The following is a 19,450-nucleotide window of genomic DNA, read 5'->3' as shown; positions in this document are numbered from 1 at the left end:
ATTAGTCTTGTCCTAAGGTGCGATATTTTTCGCGTAAGTTGTTCCGAATAGCAATGGCGGTCAGGTTAAGTCCAACAATCACCGTCACGAGCAAGAATGACGTTGCATAAACCAATGGTCTTGCCGCTTCGATATTAGGTGACTGAAAGCCCACGTCATAAATATGAAAACCAAGATGCATGAACTTCCGCTCTAAATGGATAAATGGGAAATCAGTATCAATTGGCAAGCTAGGTGCGAGTTTTACTACCCCTACCAGCATTAAAGGTGCAACCTCACCTGCTGCGCGGGCAACCGCCAGTATCAACCCTGTCATAATGGCAGGGCTGGCCATCGGCAAAACAATACGCCATAACGTTTCAAATTGAGTCGCTCCCAGAGCAAGGGAACCTTGCCTTAAAGAACCGGGAATACGGGCTAACCCTTCTTCAGTCGCGACGATCACAACGGGCAGCGTTAACAAAGCCAATGTGAGTGCCGACCACAGTAAACCAGGCGTTCCAAACGTCGGAGAAGGTAGGTTTTCAGAGTAAAAGAGGCGATCAATTGAGCCACCAATACTGTAAACGAAAAAACCAAGTCCGAAGACGCCATAAACAATAGAGGGCACACCCGCTAAGTTTATCACGGCAATTCGAATGGTTCTGGTTAGTGCATTGTTTTTGGCGTATTCACTCAAATAGATGGCGGCGATAACACCCAACGGCATCACAACAATAGACATCACAATCACTAAAAATACCGTGCCAAAAATAGCAGGGAACACGCCCCCCTCTGAATTCCCTTCACGAGGATCATCGCTCAAGAATTTTTTCACCTGATTTAACCAATGCCCCACTTTTTCGGGAAAAGACATATCATTGGGGTACCAGATATTCAAAATGCTGGTAAGAGGAATCCGTACGTTTTCGCCATTCATATCTTCAACGATCAACGCTTCATCTGCATGACGTTGTCTTAATTCGGTTAAACGACCCTCTATTTGAAGCAGGCTATTCTCAATACTCTCTTTTCGTTTGGTGAGTTCATTAAGCTTCCCTTCATCCAGCGTACCGTTCAGATCACGTTTTCTCTGCTCTAATCGTATCTGTCCAAGCAAGTCATTGTAATGCTTGAGCTGAGTATGAGTAATGGAAGAAATGTGACCGCGAGTTTGTTTGGCACTTTCAAGTCCGTGTTTTATGAAGTCATCAATCGACGTATCTTGAGGAAGACTATCACTTTGAAAGCCAACAGGTTTACCATAAAAATCCCCTTGTTGAGTTCTCTCTATTACTGCCCAAGAACTCGGCGTGGTAGGTCCACTCAATTCAACATCCAATACCGTGATAAAGTCGAGCTGGTTTCTGTCTCTATTAGCGATCTTAATGCTCAACCTATCGACATTCTCTGCCGTAATATCTTGAGCTTGTGCATTGGAAAGATGCTGACTCAACCGCTCAATCGGGACTGATTCGCGCTGATACAGCTGGCCGACAACTTTACTGCCGTTTGGGAATTGCCATTCATACAACGGCGCAGGCCAGAAGTAACTGAGCCCCTTCCAACCAATCAAAAGCAACACCGCCAATACAGAAATTAAGCTAGCACTGACTGCGCCAGCCGTTAACCATATCCACGGTGCGCCTGATTTAAACCAATTCGACACTAAAAACTCTCACTTAACATACGCCATCATAGTGCGCGGTATTTGTCTCTCAAGCGCTGCCTTACCCACTCAGCCAAAGAGTTCACAAAAAATGTAAATACAAAAAGAATCAAGGCAGCAAGAAACAATAAACGATAATGGGAACTGCCCACATCAGACTCAGGCATTTCAATGGCAATGGTGGCAGACAGACTGCGCATCCCTTCAAAAATATTCCAATCCATTATTGGTGTATTGCCCGTCGCCATTAAAACAATCATGGTTTCACCCACGGCTCGACCAAGTCCCATCATCACAGCGGAAAAAATACCAGGGCTAGCCGTAAGTAATACAACGTACACCAAGGTTTGCCATTTGGTCGCCCCTAATGCCAAGGAACCATCGGATAAATGTTTGGGGACCGAGAAAATCGCATCTTCGGCGATAGTAAATATCGTTGGAATCACCGCAAACCCCATCGCTAACCCAACCACAAGCGCGTTTCTTTGGTCATAGTCGATGCCAATGCTCGCCAAATAAACCCGCACATCACCGCCAAACAAAAAGCGCTCAATTTCATGGCTAAACGAAACGATACCAAACGTCACCAACAACAGCGTGGGCACAAGAATCAACCCATGCAATCCATTCGGCACTTCGGACAACCACTTTGAGGGCAGTTGGTGCCAGAGCCAACCAACGAGAATGGTCGATAAAGGCAATAAGATAATCAAAGCCAAAGTTGAAGGTAAATGCGACTCAATAACGGGAGCCAACCACAATCCAGCCAAGAAGCCAATAATGACTGTTGGCAACGCTTCCATAATCTCTATGGCTGGCTTGACGACTTTTCGCATCGGTGTAGACATAAAATAGGCGGTGTAAATAGCACCTAGCACAGCGATGGGAACGGCGAAAATCATGGCAAACAATGCCGCTTTCAACGTCCCAAATGCAATCGGAGCTAAACTGAATTTTGCTTCAAAATCATCACTCCCCGACGTAGACTGCCACACATACTGTGGCGCTGGATAGCCTTCATACCAAACAGATTGCCATAGCGCAGAAAATGAGATTTCAGGGTATTCGTTATCAACCGAATAAACATCAATGCGATTTTCACCCATCACCAGCAAGCTATCTTCATTACTGGATACCGCAGCAATTTGTACGCCTTCTTGCAATAGCCGAGCAGAGAACGTTTTTTCTTCACTGGTGGTATAAAAATTCTCTACCGTGCCTTTGCTATCAAAAGCATAGAAACCTTTTCGATAGTACTCTGGCAATAATAATTCGGCAGTACCAGACAATGCAAAATCGCGGATAAACGTCAACGTCCGGATGCGATCTTTCAAGACATCAAACCATTGAGCAACGGTATTATCGGTATAACGAATGAGTACCGATTGCGCTCCGGCTAACAATGACATGGATAAAGCACGTTTATCCTCTCCTCGTGTCGCATCCAACATTTCTCGTACGGAAAACCCTTTCTCAGGAATCCACGCCATTACGATGATTTCTTGCGGAGTCAATAGGAATAGCTGTCGTCCATCCGGAGACATTTTAATATCAACAACATTTTCCATCGGTCCGAGTACCGCAGAGTTAAAGGATTCACCATCGCTTTCTCGCCAGCTGAAAAGCTGATTACGGTCATTCAAAACGGCAAAAGTCGCACTTTCATCAGTAATCGCAAAGGCAAACTTAGACACCACTTGAATCTCACTAGCAAAGTCTGCGGGGATCTCATAATTGGCGACATTAACCCTTGGCGTGATAACACGACCTTGAGCATTAAACTGCACCGAAAAGCTGGGTTTAACCGCATTAATGCCCTCCTTTCCCGAAACGAAGGCATGCCACCCCAAACTGGCAGGCATACCTGCGTAAGAAAGAACGTTAGTAGAAATGGGTTGAGACTGAACAAGGCGACCATCGGTCAGATCGATAAAGGCGAGTTCCCCAGCATCAGTAAGGAAATAGCCTAGCTGACCATAATCATCCACACCTGCCGCTATCGGCTTGTTTGAAGTTAAAATTGACGTATTAGAAAATGAAACGGGTATGCTGGAAACACGCTCAATATTCGCTGAAGAAAAGACGGGCAATACCATGAGCAATAAATAGAAAAATATCAACAGCAAGGCGATTAGTACACTGACGCCACCAACTTTCACTACGCATCTCATCAATCGGTCTTTTATCAACCGCTTACGATCGCGTTCTTTTAATGAAAATTCTGTGTGGAGCATCTCTTATGGTCTACCTTTTATTAGAGTCTGTTGACCTTTCTCGGTTAAATTTTATTCGAGTTTTAAGCATTTTAATCGCGGCACAAGGTGTGTAGCTTAGTCCAGTGTCATAATATGTCGATTGGATGACAAAAATATTACAGACTTCCGATAAATCCTTAAGATTTACACGCTCCTGCCTAATGCAATTGCATACTCGAATAAAAATGCATGCTCGAATAAAAACGTTATAAACACAATTTAATTGAATGAATCGTCAACCGATACCTCAATCTGGAAGAATGTATGAGCGCAGAAAAGTTGTATGTTGAAAAAGAACTTAGCTGGCTTTCATTTAATGAGCGAGTATTGCAGGAAACCGCAGACAAAAGTGTCCCGCTCATCGAAAGGGTCCGCTTTCTCGGAATATTCTCTAACAATCTAGATGAATTTTACAAAGTAAGATTTGCCGACGTGAAACGCCGCATTCTTATTAACCAAGAACGAGGAGGAAATGACCAATCCCAGCGTTTACTGAGTAAGATGCAATCCAAAGCACTGAAGCTTAATCAAGATTTTGATGAACGCTACAACGAACTGATTGTGGAAATGGCAAGGTGCCAAATATTCCTCGTCAATGAAACTCAGTTAAATGAACATCAGGAAAAATGGATTAGGCAATACTTCCAGAACGATGTTCTTCCCTACATTACGCCATTGCTGATGACGGATGACATCGACGTACTGCAATTTCTGAAAGACGAATACTCTTACCTGAGCGTGGAAATGCGGGGCAATGCCACACCGTTGTATGCTTTAGTGGAAATTCCAACGGATAATCTACCGCGTTTTGTTGTGATGCCAGAGCAAAAAGGTAAGAAACGCACAACGATTATTCTGATCGACAACATTATCCGGTGTTGCTTGGACGACATATTCCGAGGCTTTTTCGAGTACGATGAGCTCAAGTGCTACGCAATGAAAATGACACGAGACGCCGAATACGATTTGAGCCATGAACTGGAACACAGCTTATTGGAACAAATGTCTGAAGGCTTGAGTCAACGTCTTACAGCAATGCCTGTGCGTTTCATTTATCAGCGAGATATGCCAGAGGGAATGCTCACCTTTTTATGCCAGAAATTACACATCTCCAATTTCGATAGCCTCATTCCTGGCGGACGCTACCACAATTTTAAAGACTTTATTGATTTCCCTAATGTCGGGAGAAGTCACTTAGAGAACAAACCACTACCGCCAATACGATCGACCGATTTTGATCGACACACCAATGCCTTTAAGACCCTACGCGAACAAGATATTCTGCTTCACTACCCGTACCATACATTTGAGCATATCAATGAGTTTGTAAGGCAAGCCTCTTTCGATCCAAAAGTAGTATCCATTAAGATCAATATCTATCGCGTTGGAAAGAACTCGCGCTTGCTCCACTCTTTGATTGATGCGGTGCATAACGGCAAACAAGTCACGGTTGTCATCGAGCTACAAGCTAGATTTGATGAAGAAGTGAATATTGAATGGTCTCGTGTCTTAACGGAAGCGGGTATTCAAGTCGTTTTTGGGGCTCCTGGCCTAAAAATTCACGCTAAATTGCTGCTGATTAGCCGCAGAGAGGAGGAGGAAATAACGCGTTACGCACACATTGGAACCGGTAATTTTCATGAAGAAACGGCTCGGATTTACACCGACTTTTCTTTGCTAACCGCCAAAAAAGAAATCACCAATGAAGTTCGTAACGTCTTTGGTTACATCGAAAACCCATATCGTCCGGTGACGTTTACTGAACTCATTGTATCGCCAAGCAACTCAAGACAAGCATTGTATCGACTTATTGACAACGAAATGGCTCAAGCCCAAGCAGGGAAGCCTGCAAACATAACTTTAAAAATGAACAACTTAGCCGACAAAGGGCTAGTGAACAAACTGTACAGTGCAAACAACGCTGGCGTGAAGATACGGATGGTGATCCGTGGTATGTGTGCTTTAGTGCCCGGCGTTGAAGGCGTCAGTGAGAATATTCAAATAATAAGCATTGTCGACCGATTTTTAGAGCACCCTCGTGTGTTAATTACTGAAAATGGTGGCGATCCTCTCGTTTATATTTCTTCAGCGGATTGGATGACCCGAAATGTCGATCATCGCATTGAAGTTGCCACCCCCATAACCGACCCAAAACTAAAACAAAGAATCATTGATATCGTCAACCTTCACTTTACCGACACGGTAAAAGCCCGACGAATCGATAAAGAAATGAGTAATGCCTACGTACCACGTGGAAATAAAAGAAAAATTCGCTCACAAATTGCTATTTATGAGTATTTGAAGCACATTGAAAAACAGGAAAGGAAAAAAATGGCATGTTCTATTAATCATGACAAACATTGAATCGAGAGATATTGCCGCTATCGACTTGGGATCAAATAGCTTCCATATGGTCGTGGCTAAAGTCGTTGAACAAGATTTGCAGATTGTCAGCCGCCATAAGCAACGAGTCAGATTAGCATCCGGATTAGATGATTTAAACAATATCGACAATGCAGCAATGCAACGTGGATTAGATTGCTTAACCATATTTGCTGAACGCCTACAGGGGTTCGCCCAAAACAATGTGCGTATTGCAGCCACCCACACTCTAAGGCAAGCCAATAACGCACATATATTCATTCAACGAGCTGCCAATATTCTCCCCTTTCCCATAGAAATCATATCCGGTCTTGAAGAAGGTCGCTTAATCTACACAGGTGTCGCTCACACTCAGCCTGAATCTGAGACCAAATTGGTCATTGATATTGGTGGCGGGAGTACTGAAATGATCATTGGAACGGGTTTCGAGCCCACGATGATCAACAGCAAACGGATGGGTTGTGTCAGTTTTACCAACCAATATTTTACGAACGGTAAACTCAATCGCAAGAATTTCAACCGGGCCGAAATTGCGGTTGAACAACGCTTAGAATCTCTGACCAATCAATATAGAAAGCACGGTTGGGATGTCGCCATAGGCTCATCTGGCACAACAAAAGCGGTACGAGAAGTGTTAATCAATATGGGCCACGAAGATGGCATTATTACACTGAAAAGGCTCCAAAAGCTGATTGATGAGTTACTGAAATTTGAATCTATTGATGCCATTTCATTGCCGGGTCTGACGGAAGAAAGGCAACCCGTCTTTGCTGCTGGTGTGGTGATCCTCGAAGGTATTTTTAAAGCCCTTTCTATTGAAAAGCTGCATTTTTCTTCAGGTGCATTACGTGAAGGGTTGCTTTACGAAATGGAAGAACGATTTAAGCGAAGTGATATTCGTATGCGAACAACCGAAAACCTAGCACGAAAACATTTGACCGATTTGGAACATGCAGACAAAGTCCGTAAACAAGCCAATACGTTTCTTAAACAATTAGCCCCTCACATTGGTATCAAAAAATCCAGCGAGTTATTTGATTTACTTGGTTGGGGGGCTTTGTTGCATGAAGTGGGATTAAGTATTAGCTATCAAGGTTTTCATCGCCATTCTGAGTACATTCTAAAAAACACCAATATGCCGGGGTTTAATCAGGAGCAGCAACTGGTATTAGCGACACTGGCACGCTTTCAGCGCAAAGCACTCAAGCTTCATGAGTTACCAGAATTTGTCTTATTTAAAACAAAGCAAATCCTTCCGTTAATACGCATTATGCGGCTGGCGGTGCTGATTAACGGACAAAGGAATGACGCACCTCCACCTAACATTCAAATTGAATTAGTTGAAGAAACATGGTGCTTGAAGTGCAGCGATAAAAACTGGCTAAAAGAAAACAAACTTCTGGAAGCCGACTTAGCTCTCGAAAAAGAAATCTGGAAGACCGCGGATTGGCTTCTAGATTACTAAGAGCCATAAACCTTTCAAAACTTAAATCGGCTAAATCTTAAGTCGGCTAGAGTTCAAATCAGACTAAAAGTCAAAGTCCGACTTTTTCTAACTCGGCTTGTGCCATCTTATATGAAATGGGGACATAGCCATTTTTTGACACAAGCGCTTGCCCTTGTTCAGAAAAAATGTAACGAATGAACTCCGCCTCTAAAGCACCTAACGGCTTTGTCGGGTTCTTATTCACGTAGACGTATAGAAAGCGGGAAAGTGGGTAAACACCTGAAAGAATGTTATCTCGGCTAGCCTCTACAAAATCATTACCTTGATTGGCGATAGGCAGGAGCCGAACCCCAGAGACCAAGTAACCTACCCCTGAGTAACCAATCGAATTAATGGAGGATGCGACCGATTGAACGACCGAAGCACTTCCTGGCTGCTCATTCACGTTTCGTTTGAAATCCCCACCGCACAAGGCGTTTTTCTTGAAGTAACCGTAGGTCCCCGACACAGAGTTACGCCCGAACAGCTGCAAGCGCCTTTTTGCCCACTCTTGCTCAATACCCAATTGTTGCCAGTTTTGAACGGGCTCTTTTGCGCCACAACGCAATGTTGATGAGAAAATACTGTCGATCTGAGTGAAATTAAGACCTCGTATGGTGTTATCACGGTGTACAAAAATACCAATGGCATCAATCGCCACTCTTAACGCTGTCGGCTTATAACCATGCTGACGCTCAAATGCTTCTACTTCACGAACGCGCATAGATCGACTCATTGGTCCAAACTGAGCTGTTTCTTCGACTAAGGCGGGGGTTGCCGTTGATGAACCTGATGCTTGAACTTGCACATTTATATTAGGATAAATATCGTTAAACTCTTCGACCCAAGATGTCATCAGGCTTGCTAATGTATCGGAGCCGACAGAAGATAGGTTTCCGGATATTCCGTTCACTTTTTGGTAAGGCTCCAAAGCCTCCTCTGCATGCATAAGCTGAGAGAAAAGTAATGTGGTGAATAAAAAAACGACATTTCTCATCGGAAGGACTCTACCGACAACTTCTTAGGGAGCACAAAAGAAAAACAACTTCCCTTTCCAACTTCACTTTGAATATCGAGATGCGAGTCATGATGGCTCAACGCATGTTTTACAATAGCCAACCCAAGCCCACTCCCGCCAGTTTCCCTTGAACGCGCCTTATCTATTCGATAGAAACGCTCCGTCAAACGATGAATATGCTGAGGTTCAATACCCTCCCCCGTATCAGACACTTTTAACTCGGGGCCATTGGGTGTATTCCGCCATTGAACCGTAACCTCGGCGCCAGGAGGCGTGTACTTCACTGCGTTATATACCAAATTGGAAATGGCGCTTCGGAGCTGATCCTCATCTCCCAAGACTCTCAGCTTTGGATCTACGTTAAATTTGAGTACATGCTGGTTGTCTCCGCTCAAGGTTAATGCCTCTTTCTCAAGAACTTCAAGCATCGCGGGAACATTCACAACCTCATCCAATTCATGCATGGGTGCCGCTTCAATTTTCGAGAGTGTGAGAAGTTGATCAACCAAACTGTTCATGCGATTAAGCTGCTCAGTCATCACACCATGGGCTTTTCCCCACATTGGTCCCACCAACATTTCTGGGTCTTGAGTCATCTCTAGATACCCCTGAAGCACCGTCATAGGAGTGCGCAGTTCATGGGATACATTCGCAAAGAAATTGCGTCGCATGCCTTCCAGCTGTTTTACCTGAGAAACATCACGTACCACCATCAAGTGTTCACCTTCGGTATAAGGCACGATGCGGAGCTCAAGAATGCGTTCCAAATTTAAAGGCGAACGCATCTCCAACGGTTCTGAAAAATCCTGCTTACTTAAGTACTTGATAAAGTCTGGAGTGCGGATAAGATTCGAAATAGGTTGCCCTGAATCGTCTGGCCATCGAAATCCTAATAGATGCTGAGCAAGTTTATTGCACCATACAATATTGCCTTCTCCTCGGAATACCACCACCGCATCGGGCAGAGATTCCGCACCATTACGGAAGCGGCGAATAAGGTTCGTCAGCTCTTTTCGCTTTTTCCTTTGCCTTTGCTGGATACGATAGATCCCATTAAATAGAGATTCCCACATGCCCGTTCCGGCTGGGGGGGTTAGGCGTTTGTCGTCCCAAATCCATGTAGATAACCGAACTTGGTTATGTAACTGCCACCCAAGCTGAATCGCCGTCGCAGCGAGCAGCAACCACGGCATATGACCAAATATCCAACCTACCACAACCCAAGGTAGGTAAAAAAAAGCCAGCGACCAAACTAGCTTTTTCCACGAAAACCTTTCTACCATTCGCTCTCCGCTTTGTTCCTAAATGCGTGTAGAAAAGCGGTAGCCAGCACCACGCACAGTTTGTACTAGCTTATCATGCCCTGCACCTTCAAGTGCTTTGCGAAGACGGCGAATGTGCACATCTACTGTACGATCCTCAACGTATACGTTGGTACCCCAAACGTTATTAAGCAACTGTTCGCGACTATATACACGCTCTTGGTGAGTCATGAAGAAATGCAGCATTTTAAATTCCGTCGGCCCCATATCCAATGCTTCCTCATTGGCTGTCACTCGGTGTGACACTGGGTCTAGTTTTAGCCCTTGAACATCAATAATGTCTTCAAGCGCAGTAGGTGTAACACGACGGATAACGGCTTTCAATCGAGCGATCAGCTCTTTAGGTGAAAAGGGTTTCGTGATGTAATCATCGGCCCCAACTTCCAGTCCGCGCACCTTGTCCTCTTCTTCACCACGCGCTGTCAGCATGATGACCGGAATATTTTTGGTCAGGTCTTCGCGCTTTAAGTGCTTAATAAAGTTAATGCCTGAGCCACCTGGTAACATCCAATCCAACAGAATCAGGTCTGGGTATGGTTCACATAACTTGCTGATGGCGGTATCGTAATCTTCCGCTTCAACAGCTTGGTACCCTTTTTGTTCAAGTACAAAACACAGCATCTCTCTGATCGGTGCTTCATCTTCAACCACCAGAATCCTTCTAGACATAATTGAATTACCTCTAAATTTAATCAACGTCATGCATTATCATGATTAATTATGACACTTTTGTGACCTTCGAAAACAAATTTTCATATAACTTTCATTATGATTTTTCCTCAGTCTAATAAGACAACGGGGAAAAAATCCCCTATCATCAGCCCTCTAAACAGAAAGAGATGAGATCAGATATGTGGTTTAAGAACTGCCTAGTATATCGCTTCAATCGTGGTATCGAATTTAATGCCGAGAAATTGGAAGAACAGCTGCAAGAATTCCGTTTTACTCCCTGTGGCAGCCAAGATAAACAAAAGTTTGGCTGGACCACTGCCATGGGCAGACATGGGGACATGATGACTCATGTGTCTGATAATCAAATTCTTATCTGTGCTAAGAAAGAAGAAAAGATGCTCCCTGCTTCCGTGATTAAAGACTCTCTCAACACGAAAGTGGAGGCGATGGAGACAGAAGAAGGTCGCCCGCTGAAGAAAAAAGAAAAAGACACGTTAAAAGAAGACATCATTATTGATTTACTTCCACGCGCATTCAGTAAAAGTAACGTTACCTTCGTCCTTATCTTACCGAAAGAAGGCTTTATTCTGGTTGATGCCAGCAGCTATAAAAAAGCGGAAGATGTCCTTGCACTACTTCGTAAAACCATGGGTAGCCTACCTGTTATTCCAGCCATTCCGGAACAAGCCGTTGAATCGACGATGACAGAGTGGGTGAAATCATCTCATGCCGCATCAGGCTTTACCATTTTAGATGAAGCTGAGCTAAAGTCATCTTTAGAAGACGGTGGCGTTATCCGTTGTAAAAAGCAGGAGCTCTCTGCGAATGAGATCTTATCTCATATTGAAGCAGACAAGCTTGTTACGAAGCTTGCACTAAACTGGGAAGATCGAATTGAATTTGTTCTCTCGGAAGACGGCAGTATTAAGCGCTTAAAATTCAGCGATGAATTAAAAGATCAAAATGAAGATATCCCACGAGAGGATCAAGCTGCAAGGTTTGATGCCGATTTCTCACTGATGTGTGGTGAATTCAGTGCATTTCTGCCATCGCTTTATGAAGCCTTGGGTGGATTGCCGCATAGCGAGTGATACTACACTGTTAGGGCACGACTGAGTGCCCTTTATCTTAACCAGTTAACTCCCCCTTATATCTAAACCTCTCATTTAATCCCCTAATATTTATACTGGTAAGAAGCCTCCAGAAAGCGTAAAATTTGCGCCCTCCGATACCACTGGGTGGCATCGGTCTGACTTGATATCAGAAGTAGAGAAGAAGCAATGTTCAAACCAGAATTACTGTCACCAGCAGGAAGCCTCAAAAACATGCGCTACGCATTTGCCTATGGCGCCGATGCGGTGTATGCCGGTCAGCCTCGCTATAGCCTTCGCGTTCGCAATAACGAATTCAATCATGAAAATCTGAAAATAGGCATCGACGAAGCGCATGCTCAAGGTAAAAAGCTCTATGTGGTTTGCAATATTCAACCACACAACTCAAAGCTAAAAACCTTTATTCGCGATCTCAAGCCTGTTGTCGAAATGAAACCGGATGCGCTGATCATGTCCGATCCGGGTTTGATTATGATGGTTCGTGAAACGTTTCCAGAGATGGCAATTCACCTCTCAGTTCAAGCCAATGCCGTTAACTGGGCAACGGTCAAATTCTGGGCTGCGAATGGTGTTGAGCGAGTGATTGTTTCTCGTGAATTGTCGTTAGAAGAAATTGAAGAAATTCGCGAACATTGCCCGGAAACCGAATTAGAAGTTTTTGTTCATGGCGCCTTATGCATGGCCTATTCTGGGCGTTGCCTCCTTTCTGGCTATATGAACAAACGCGATCCAAACCAAGGCACTTGCACGAATGCATGCCGTTGGGAATACAATGTCGAAAAAGGCAAAGAAGACGATGCTGGACAAATTGTAGAGCAGTTCGATCCATCTGAAGTCCAAGCTATCGAAGTAAAAGACGAGCGACCAGACAATACGCTTGGCCTCGGTAAACCCACGGATGAAGTCGTCTTGCTCTCAGAAAGCCACCGCCCTGATGAAAAAATGGCCGCCTTTGAAGATGAGCATGGCACTTACATTATGAACTCGAAAGATCTTCGAGCCATTCAGCATGTTGAGCGCTTAACAAAAATGGGGGTCCATTCTCTTAAAATTGAAGGGCGTACCAAATCATTTTATTACTGTGCTCGCACTGCGCAGGTATATCGCAAGGCCATAGATGATGCCGTAGCAGGTAAGCCATTCGATGAATCTTTAATGGGCACACTAGAAAGCCTCGCGCACAGAGGTTACACCGAAGGTTTCCTTCGTCGTCATACCCATGATGCCTACCAAAACTATGATTACGGCTACTCAATATCCGATTCACAACAATTTGTAGGTGAGTTTACGGGTAAACGACGTGGGGCTCTTGCTGAAGTTGAAGTGAAAAATAAGTTCCTGTTAGGTGACAGTCTTGAACTGATGACACCAAATGGCAATGTGATATTCACACTTGAAGCGATGGAAAATAGAAAATCTCAACCCGTTGATGATGCAAAAGGCAACGGTCACTTCGTATTTATCCCAGTGCCTGAAGACATGGATCTTAGTTATGCTCTGCTTATGCGCAACTTAACCTCAGGACAGGACACACGTAACGCCACAGGTAAATAAGAAATGGCACTGCTGATTAAAGACAGCTGTATCAATTGCGACATGTGCGATCCCGAATGCCCCAATGGAGCAATCACAATGGGAGACAGTATTTATGAAATTGACCCTAATTTATGTACTGAATGTAAGGGGCATTATGAAAAGCCGACGTGTCAGTCTGTATGCCCAATAACGAAATGCATCGTCACGGATCCAAACCATATTGAAACCGATGAGCAACTGCTAGAAAAGTTTGTCATTATTCAGGGACTCGCATAAAAAAGTCCTGGGAGATCCCAGGACTTTTCCAATCCACTCTAGCTTAATAATGCGCGCCATTGTCGTAGTATTGATTCTCTGTTAATACTGTAAATATGACCGCTACATCCACTTCCTTTCCAACAGCCTTGCGAACTTGATCGGTTAGTATCAGCGCCACTTTATCTTGAATCTCCTGACCTCGATTGAACCACAAAACCTCAATAAATGGATAGGCTGGGTCGACATTTCCACTGTGAAAAAATGTGGTGTAGAGATACTCAAATGTGAAGTCTTCTTTTGGGCAGTTCATTAAAGGCTGAAGCTCTTCTATCAATGATTCTGATAATAATTGGACTGTTTGTGGCTCTACTGCCCTAAAACGCAGATGTGGCATGACATGCTTCCTTTTGTAATTTGAATGAAAGCATATCACGCTTTATAGCGTTTGTTAGGAGGAAACCTTATGGCTCAAATAGCTTATCCACCCTTTAGCAGAACTGGATGGGACTTTTTCATCGAGCCGTTTGGCTTCAGCTAATGCGTCTTGGTAACGATTCAGTTTGTATAACAAACGTATTTTTGCCAACGAAAAATCATTTCGATTAGTGTAGGGTTTGGCTTTATCGATAATGCCCAACGCTTGTTTATAACGAGACTGCTGAATCAAAAGCTGAGCAAGGCGCCAATGGTATTTTGGGTTCATACTGGCTACACGTTGCCACCCATCAATCGCTTTATTCCACTCTTTTGCTACTTGCCAGTAGTTCGCCTGTAGGCTTAAGTATTTTTCGTTTTGGGATTTCGGGTATTGATCAAACATCTCTTTGAGTATACGCGCTGCTTTTTCTGGCATTTTATGCTGCCCATAAAGCTGTGCCAAAACAACATACTCGTCTGGTGTTAGCGTTATTCCTTGTAGTTTACTTAATGAATAGCTCTCCAAGGCACTACGTTGCTTTCCTTGTTGAAGTTGAGTGGAAATGAGTTGCTGCCACCACGATTTTTGATTTGGTTCAAAACGAATGATTCGACTAACCGTTTTTTCTGCATCTTTCCATTTTTCAAGCTGAAGCTCTGATACAACACGTATTTTAAGCGCTTGTAGTGTTTCCTGATTATTACTTGGCTGATATCGTTTTATACGGCTAAGTGAAGAGATCCAGTTTTGTTGCTGATAATAAGCCATGGACATACGAAGCTGAATGTCATTTTTATCTTTAGCTAACTGATTTTCCTCTTTATTGTCAGAGGTGGAATAATCATTTTCTAATAGCGTTAAATAATGTCTATTGGCGTCATGAAATTTTTGCTCGGAAAACTGTATATCAGCGAGCATTTGCCTCGTTTTCCACTGCTCTTTGGGTGGCAGTGCTTTTGCATCAACGGATTTATTAAGTGCGACCATTGCTTTGCTTGCCTTTTCAGACTGCCAATAGTAAATACCTAGAATTCTATTGACGAACGCTTTGTCATAATCAGACTTTAAATTCATCGTTTCAATCAGAGATATGGCTTCATCCAACCTATTTTCCTGCTGAAGCTGGCTGGCTTCATACAGTTTTTCCCCTGCGTATCGAGACAACTTGTTCGCGTGAGCATTCATGTTCACGACAAGTAACAGAACGGCTAACAATATTGAAAAAATACGATTCATCGTTATTTGCTCATTTTGAATTCGATCTTCACTTTTTGGTTCAACTGCTTAACCGCTTTGCCATCCTCTAGCTTTGGCTGATACTTCCACCGTTTAAGCGCATTCATCGCTTCACGAGCAAAAATTTTGTTTGGATAAACTTCTACCAAATTAATATCTTCTGGACGTCCTTGTTCATCAATCGTGAAGCTCAATATGACGTATCCTTCCATACGACGTTTCTGAGCTCTAGGTGGGTACCTAGGCTCTACACGATAAAGAGGTAAAGCTTGTCGGTCTTGACCAAAACCATCAAGAGAAGGCATAGAAATCGCGACACCCAAGTTAGCCAAAGCCAACTTAGGAGCAGACAGTACTTGAGGCATTTGTGCTGGAGTGACATTGGGTGTTGACGTTGGCAATGGCTTAGGTTGATCAGGCAACTTCGGTGGATCGGGTAATTGCCTCTGTCGGCGTTGAACATTTGATTCGGGTTCCTGCATGACCAAATCAAACATCACCGCTGATTTCGATTCTTCAATTTTACCCTTTTGACTGCCGACCATCCAAGCCATAAAGTAGAATAACGAAGAAGCAATAACAAACGCTAACGGTAAGGCAAGCAACAGTCTTCTCATGAATATGCTTACCTTTTGTCTTCAGTAGCCAACGCGATCTTATCTACACCAGCGCCCTTCGCGGCATCCATGACCTCAACAACCGTACCGTTGTATGAATGTTTGTCTGCCTGAATCACCAAGCTGGCATCCGGCTTATCTAATAACAGCGATTCTAGAACAGCTTGGACCCTTTCCACATCAACACGTCGTTTGTCTATGTAAACGTCATTGGAGGCGGTAATAGCGATAAATATCCCTGCGTCTTTCTGGCTGCTTGCATAAGCCGCTTGTGGTCGATTCACCTCAACACCAGACTCTTTCACAAACGAACTTGTCACGATAAAAAAGATAAGCATGATGAATACAATGTCCAACATTGACGTCAAATCGACCGTTGCGTCTTCCTTTGCTTTTGCAGGACGAACTAACCTCATCCGCCGCTCCTTAACTGTTGTTCGAGTTTTAATGCCTTTTTATTTGCCATTTTAACCAGCCTTGAGTGAGCAAACATGCCTGCTAGCGCTGCGACCATGCCCGCCATTGTTGGCAGTGTCGCCATCGATATACCGGATGCCATTAATTTGGGTTCACTGCTTCCAGACAGCGCCATCAAATCAAAGACAGCTATCATCCCTGTTACAGTGCCAAGTAACCCCAACATTGGACATAAGCTAACCAAAGCCTTAATCAAGTCTAAATGCTGATTCAACTGCAAACTTGCTTGTTGCATGACACCATTTTTTTGCGCCAATGCATACCACGACTGGTGGTCTTCACGCATGTTCCATGCTTCTATCCAACTTATCTTTCGCTTTCCGAAGCTAAAGCTGAAAAAAATAATGCGTTCTACAATAAGTACCCAACATAAAAAAACCACACCAGCTAACCACCAGAGTACTTGCCCACCCTTCGACATGAATTCCGCTAATGTATTGACTTCTGTTTGCTGGTATACCAATGCTAAGTGTTCAACCATTTTATGCAGCCTTAGCCATTTTCTCAGACTCGGCACGTTGGGCGACTATACTTACACCTTGTTTTTCAAGGGTTCCCTTAATTGCTTCCGCTCTGCTTGAAAGGAAGTTATGCGCAAGTAGCAGAGGCATCGCAGCAACTAGCCCCATAACGGTGGTAACCAGCGCCATGGAGATACCGCCCGCCATCACTTTCGGATCGCTATTGCCAAACTGCGTTATCACTTGGAATGTTTCAATCATACCCGTTACAGTCCCTAGGAGCCCCAGCATCGGGGCTAACGCTGCCATTAACTTAAGCATTGAAAGCCCTTTCTCTAACCCATGCTGCTCATCAAGTATTCTTTCTAGTAATCGAAGTTCTATGGCGTCAATTGATTGCTGTTTGTCATTGTCAAATGCCTGCAAAATTCTCCCCATCGGGTTATTTCCTGGCTGCTCTGGTTTTTTAAGCTGTTGAGAAATTCGTGCTTGAGTGATCAGTAAAACTGTACCTCGAAACAAAGCAATCAATAAGCCCGCCACCAAAAGCGCGATGATGATTTTACCCACGACACCACCTTGCTCAATTCTCTGTGTCAGGGTCGGTTGGTTTGCATATTGTTCAAGCAACAAGCCACGAGTAGGATCTAAAAGAATATCAGCACCAGCAACAACATCAGTGATTGTTGATGCCCCTTTAGGAAGCACTTGATATGCCGTTGCAAATTGATTGCTTGAGTCCCACTGTAGGTAACTCAATTCAGAAATCAAAGCCATATCCCCGATCCGAATAGCGGCTTGCTCGGAATAACTACCATCCCCTTTAACAAACGGAACCGTAATCTTGCTTAGTTGCCCACTAGCTTGAATTTTAAATGATGCTGATAGCCACAAGTCTTCCAACATTTTCAAGGAAGGTAGTGCGTCAGTGCTGATGACTCTCTCCACAAGGATCAACTGTTCATCAGCCTTGGTAATGAATGAACTTTGGTAATCTTGCTTTACTTCTTTAGCAGACTGCCTTACGACACCAAACAACTCACCTAAGCTACCTGTTTCAATTTGCAGTTGTTTCTCTTTTTCCGAGAGCAATTGTTCATTGGTACTGAACCGCTCACTAAGTTGAATATTTTCTTTCTCTAATTTGGCTAGTGCTTTCTCTAATATTGCTTTCTTTTTGGCTAATTCTGCCTTTTGCTCTTTTGTTAACTGAACACGCTTAGCATTGTGTGCACGTTCATCTTGATAAGCTTGATTTGCACTATTGTCAATTTGAGAAAGGCTTTGTTCTGCAAATGAAGAGAAGGTAGAAAAAGTAACAATAATACCTAATACCTTTATGAAATATTTCATACTACAACCCCTTCTCCACATGACTAATTGATAGGGGCAGAGTGACAATTGAGGGAGCTTGCTGTTTTGCTGCCATTGCAAAAGCTTTGTTTATCTCTCCCCCTTTGTTTTTAGATAGCTCATTCCAAGTCTTACTTTCCTGGCGCCATACCCAAAATTGCTGATGGTCGAGACTTCTTGCAACAAGACTTACTCTGCCGAAGTACAGTTGTTCCACTTGGCGTGAGTTGCCAGCAAATTGTATTTCTGCTGAATACGCACCTAGCTTAGTCCCATAATCTATTTCGATTTGATAGGCTTCAAGAATTCTTCTGTACTTCTCAGCCTCCGCTACATCAGCCCTCCCCATCAAAAGTTTAATATCATCCAACCTTTTCTGGCGTGTCACTTTTCGCAAAGGAATATCTTGACTAATAATAGAATCTAATCCGTCGATCATTCGATACATGAGAGGGACAATACCTTGACGAGTATCTTCAATGTCATTTAACTGTTGTTCCAAACTTATTAATTCAGAGTTTTGGCTAGAAACTAATTGAGTTAAGTGATCCCTATAAAGAGTCAGATTGTCTATCTGAGACTCTAGTTGCTCGATTTCGGACTGAAGAGTAAACGATGCTTCGACGTTAGCGTCTATATCCAATTGAGCCTTTTGAATAACCTCATTAGTCTTCTTTTCAATTGCTCTGGCTGCGTCCAAATCATCTGCATACAAAGCATTAGGCATATTCACAGTTGCTAATATTGCAACTAGAGTTTTTATCCCTTTAGAAACTATCTCTTTCATTAGTAATTCTCAGGCGAATCCATATCGCCAAGCGCATGTGGTATGAATGAACAGCACTTCGAAACTAGATGACCTCATACGGTCATTTAGTTTCGAAATCGGTGTATAACAGTTAAGGCGAATATTAAATCAAAGATGGGAATAATTTTCATTAACTTTCTTATCTTTTACATTTGATAAGATGGTAACAGTAAATGATCGAGATACTTAGCATTTGGGGTTAGAAAGAAATGTTGCCGAGCAGTGTTATCAACAGATAGTCTTGATACCATCAGTGGTAAGCGCCCCATGAACTCACGGGGCGACATAACTAATGCTTGAAGTTCCATGGCAGCAGTGCATCGATATCAGGCTCAGCTTTCGCCAACTCCTTCATGCACTTGATCATGTAGTCGTAGAGGATAAGACCGTT

Annotated in this window: 17 protein-coding genes; 5 read left to right on the top strand and 12 right to left on the bottom strand. The window is 43.5% G+C overall.

The genetic code is table 11. From position 1 onward, the window contains the following. Position 1 precedes the first annotated feature (1 nt). Both pstA and HC752_RS02200 read right to left on the bottom strand, forming a co-directional pair. Positions 2–1,648 (bottom strand): phosphate ABC transporter permease PstA, encoded by a 1,647-nt coding sequence (gene pstA, locus HC752_RS02205; protein WP_190333457.1) that lies wholly within the window; start codon positions 1,646–1,648, stop codon positions 2–4. Positions 1,649–1,674: 26 nt separating this feature from the next. After that, a complete protein-coding gene (locus HC752_RS02200) occupies positions 1,675–3,882 on the bottom strand; it encodes an ABC transporter permease subunit (RefSeq protein WP_190333456.1) in 2,208 nt (735 codons plus the stop codon). Between the two features lie 285 nt (positions 3,883–4,167). Between HC752_RS02200 and ppk1 the strand changes: the two genes are divergently transcribed. Beyond that, the gene (gene ppk1 / locus HC752_RS02195) at positions 4,168–6,267 is read left to right on the top strand and encodes a polyphosphate kinase 1 (protein ID WP_190333455.1); all 2,100 of its coding nucleotides are present in this window, start codon (positions 4,168–4,170) and stop codon (positions 6,265–6,267) included. Continuing rightward, positions 6,254–7,750 (top strand): exopolyphosphatase, encoded by a 1,497-nt coding sequence (gene ppx / locus HC752_RS02190; protein ID WP_190333454.1) that lies wholly within the window; start codon positions 6,254–6,256, stop codon positions 7,748–7,750. Before ppk1 ends, ppx begins: the two co-directional genes overlap by 14 nt. 70 nt (positions 7,751–7,820) lie before the next feature. On the opposite strand, the gene HC752_RS02185 is transcribed toward ppx, so the two are convergent. The 3 genes from HC752_RS02185 to phoB are packed head-to-tail and all read right to left on the bottom strand — an operon-like array spanning position 7,821 to position 10,780. Continuing rightward, positions 7,821–8,720, bottom strand: coding sequence for a PstS family phosphate ABC transporter substrate-binding protein (locus tag HC752_RS02185; RefSeq protein WP_446751419.1), 900 nt, complete (start codon positions 8,718–8,720; stop codon positions 7,821–7,823). A 44-nt stretch (positions 8,721–8,764) separates the two neighbouring features. Next, positions 8,765–10,072, bottom strand: coding sequence for a phosphate regulon sensor histidine kinase PhoR (gene phoR / locus HC752_RS02180; RefSeq protein ID WP_190333452.1), 1,308 nt, complete (start codon positions 10,070–10,072; stop codon positions 8,765–8,767). Positions 10,073–10,090: 18 nt separating this feature from the next. Further along, positions 10,091–10,780, bottom strand: a complete 690-nt coding sequence (phoB, locus tag HC752_RS02175; protein ID WP_190333451.1) for a phosphate regulon transcriptional regulator PhoB — start codon at positions 10,778–10,780, stop codon at positions 10,091–10,093. Between the two features lie 182 nt (positions 10,781–10,962). On the opposite strand from phoB, the gene rdgC reads away from it, so the two are divergent. The 3 genes from rdgC (at position 10,963) to HC752_RS02160 (ending at position 13,707) form a co-directional block, all read left to right on the top strand. Next, complete coding sequence (rdgC, locus tag HC752_RS02170; protein ID WP_190333450.1) at positions 10,963–11,874, top strand: recombination-associated protein RdgC; 912 nt, start codon at positions 10,963–10,965, stop codon at positions 11,872–11,874. A 189-nt stretch (positions 11,875–12,063) separates the two neighbouring features. Further along, on the top strand, positions 12,064–13,449 hold the full coding sequence (trhP, locus tag HC752_RS02165; protein ID WP_190333449.1) for a prephenate-dependent tRNA uridine(34) hydroxylase TrhP: 1,386 nt from the start codon (positions 12,064–12,066) through the stop codon (positions 13,447–13,449). A 3-nt stretch (positions 13,450–13,452) separates the two neighbouring features. Beyond that, positions 13,453–13,707, top strand: a complete 255-nt coding sequence (locus HC752_RS02160; protein WP_190333448.1) for a YfhL family 4Fe-4S dicluster ferredoxin — start codon at positions 13,453–13,455, stop codon at positions 13,705–13,707. 43 nt (positions 13,708–13,750) lie between these two features. Here the strand turns inward: HC752_RS02160 and HC752_RS02155 are convergent, their stop codons facing one another. Genes HC752_RS02155 through HC752_RS02125 form a run of 7 tightly spaced genes read right to left on the bottom strand, consistent with a single transcriptional unit; the run spans position 13,751 to position 19,038 of the window. Then, positions 13,751–14,083 (bottom strand): DUF1904 domain-containing protein, encoded by a 333-nt coding sequence (locus tag HC752_RS02155; protein WP_190333447.1) that lies wholly within the window; start codon positions 14,081–14,083, stop codon positions 13,751–13,753. Between the two features lie 54 nt (positions 14,084–14,137). Continuing rightward, positions 14,138–15,343, bottom strand: a complete 1,206-nt coding sequence (locus HC752_RS02150) for a tetratricopeptide repeat protein (protein ID WP_190333446.1) — start codon at positions 15,341–15,343, stop codon at positions 14,138–14,140. A 2-nt stretch (positions 15,344–15,345) separates the two neighbouring features. Then, entirely contained in the window at positions 15,346–15,960 is a 615-nt protein-coding gene (locus HC752_RS02145; RefSeq protein ID WP_190333445.1) for an energy transducer TonB, read from the bottom strand. A gap of 8 nt (positions 15,961–15,968) precedes the next feature. Further along, positions 15,969–16,376 carry an ExbD/TolR family protein gene (locus HC752_RS02140; RefSeq protein ID WP_190333444.1) on the bottom strand — a complete coding sequence of 136 codons (408 nt, stop codon included), beginning with the start codon at positions 16,374–16,376 and terminating at the stop codon, positions 15,969–15,971. Continuing rightward, complete coding sequence (locus tag HC752_RS02135) at positions 16,373–16,918, bottom strand: MotA/TolQ/ExbB proton channel family protein (RefSeq protein ID WP_190333443.1); 546 nt, start codon at positions 16,916–16,918, stop codon at positions 16,373–16,375. The genes HC752_RS02140 and HC752_RS02135 overlap by 4 nt, the downstream gene beginning before the upstream one ends. 1 nt (position 16,919) lies before the next feature. Continuing rightward, positions 16,920–18,251 carry a MotA/TolQ/ExbB proton channel family protein gene (locus HC752_RS02130; RefSeq protein ID WP_190333442.1) on the bottom strand — a complete coding sequence of 444 codons (1,332 nt, stop codon included), beginning with the start codon at positions 18,249–18,251 and terminating at the stop codon, positions 16,920–16,922. A 1-nt stretch (position 18,252) separates the two neighbouring features. Next, on the bottom strand, positions 18,253–19,038 hold the full coding sequence (locus HC752_RS02125; protein ID WP_190333441.1) for a DUF3450 domain-containing protein: 786 nt from the start codon (positions 19,036–19,038) through the stop codon (positions 18,253–18,255). Between the last annotated feature and the right edge of the window lie 412 nt (positions 19,039–19,450).

This window comes from Vibrio sp. S9_S30 (genome assembly GCF_014694455.1).
Taxonomy (GTDB): domain Bacteria; phylum Pseudomonadota; class Gammaproteobacteria; order Enterobacterales; family Vibrionaceae; genus Vibrio.
Note: the sequence above shows the minus strand (reverse complement) of the source record. Positions and strands in the feature narration are given on the sequence as shown.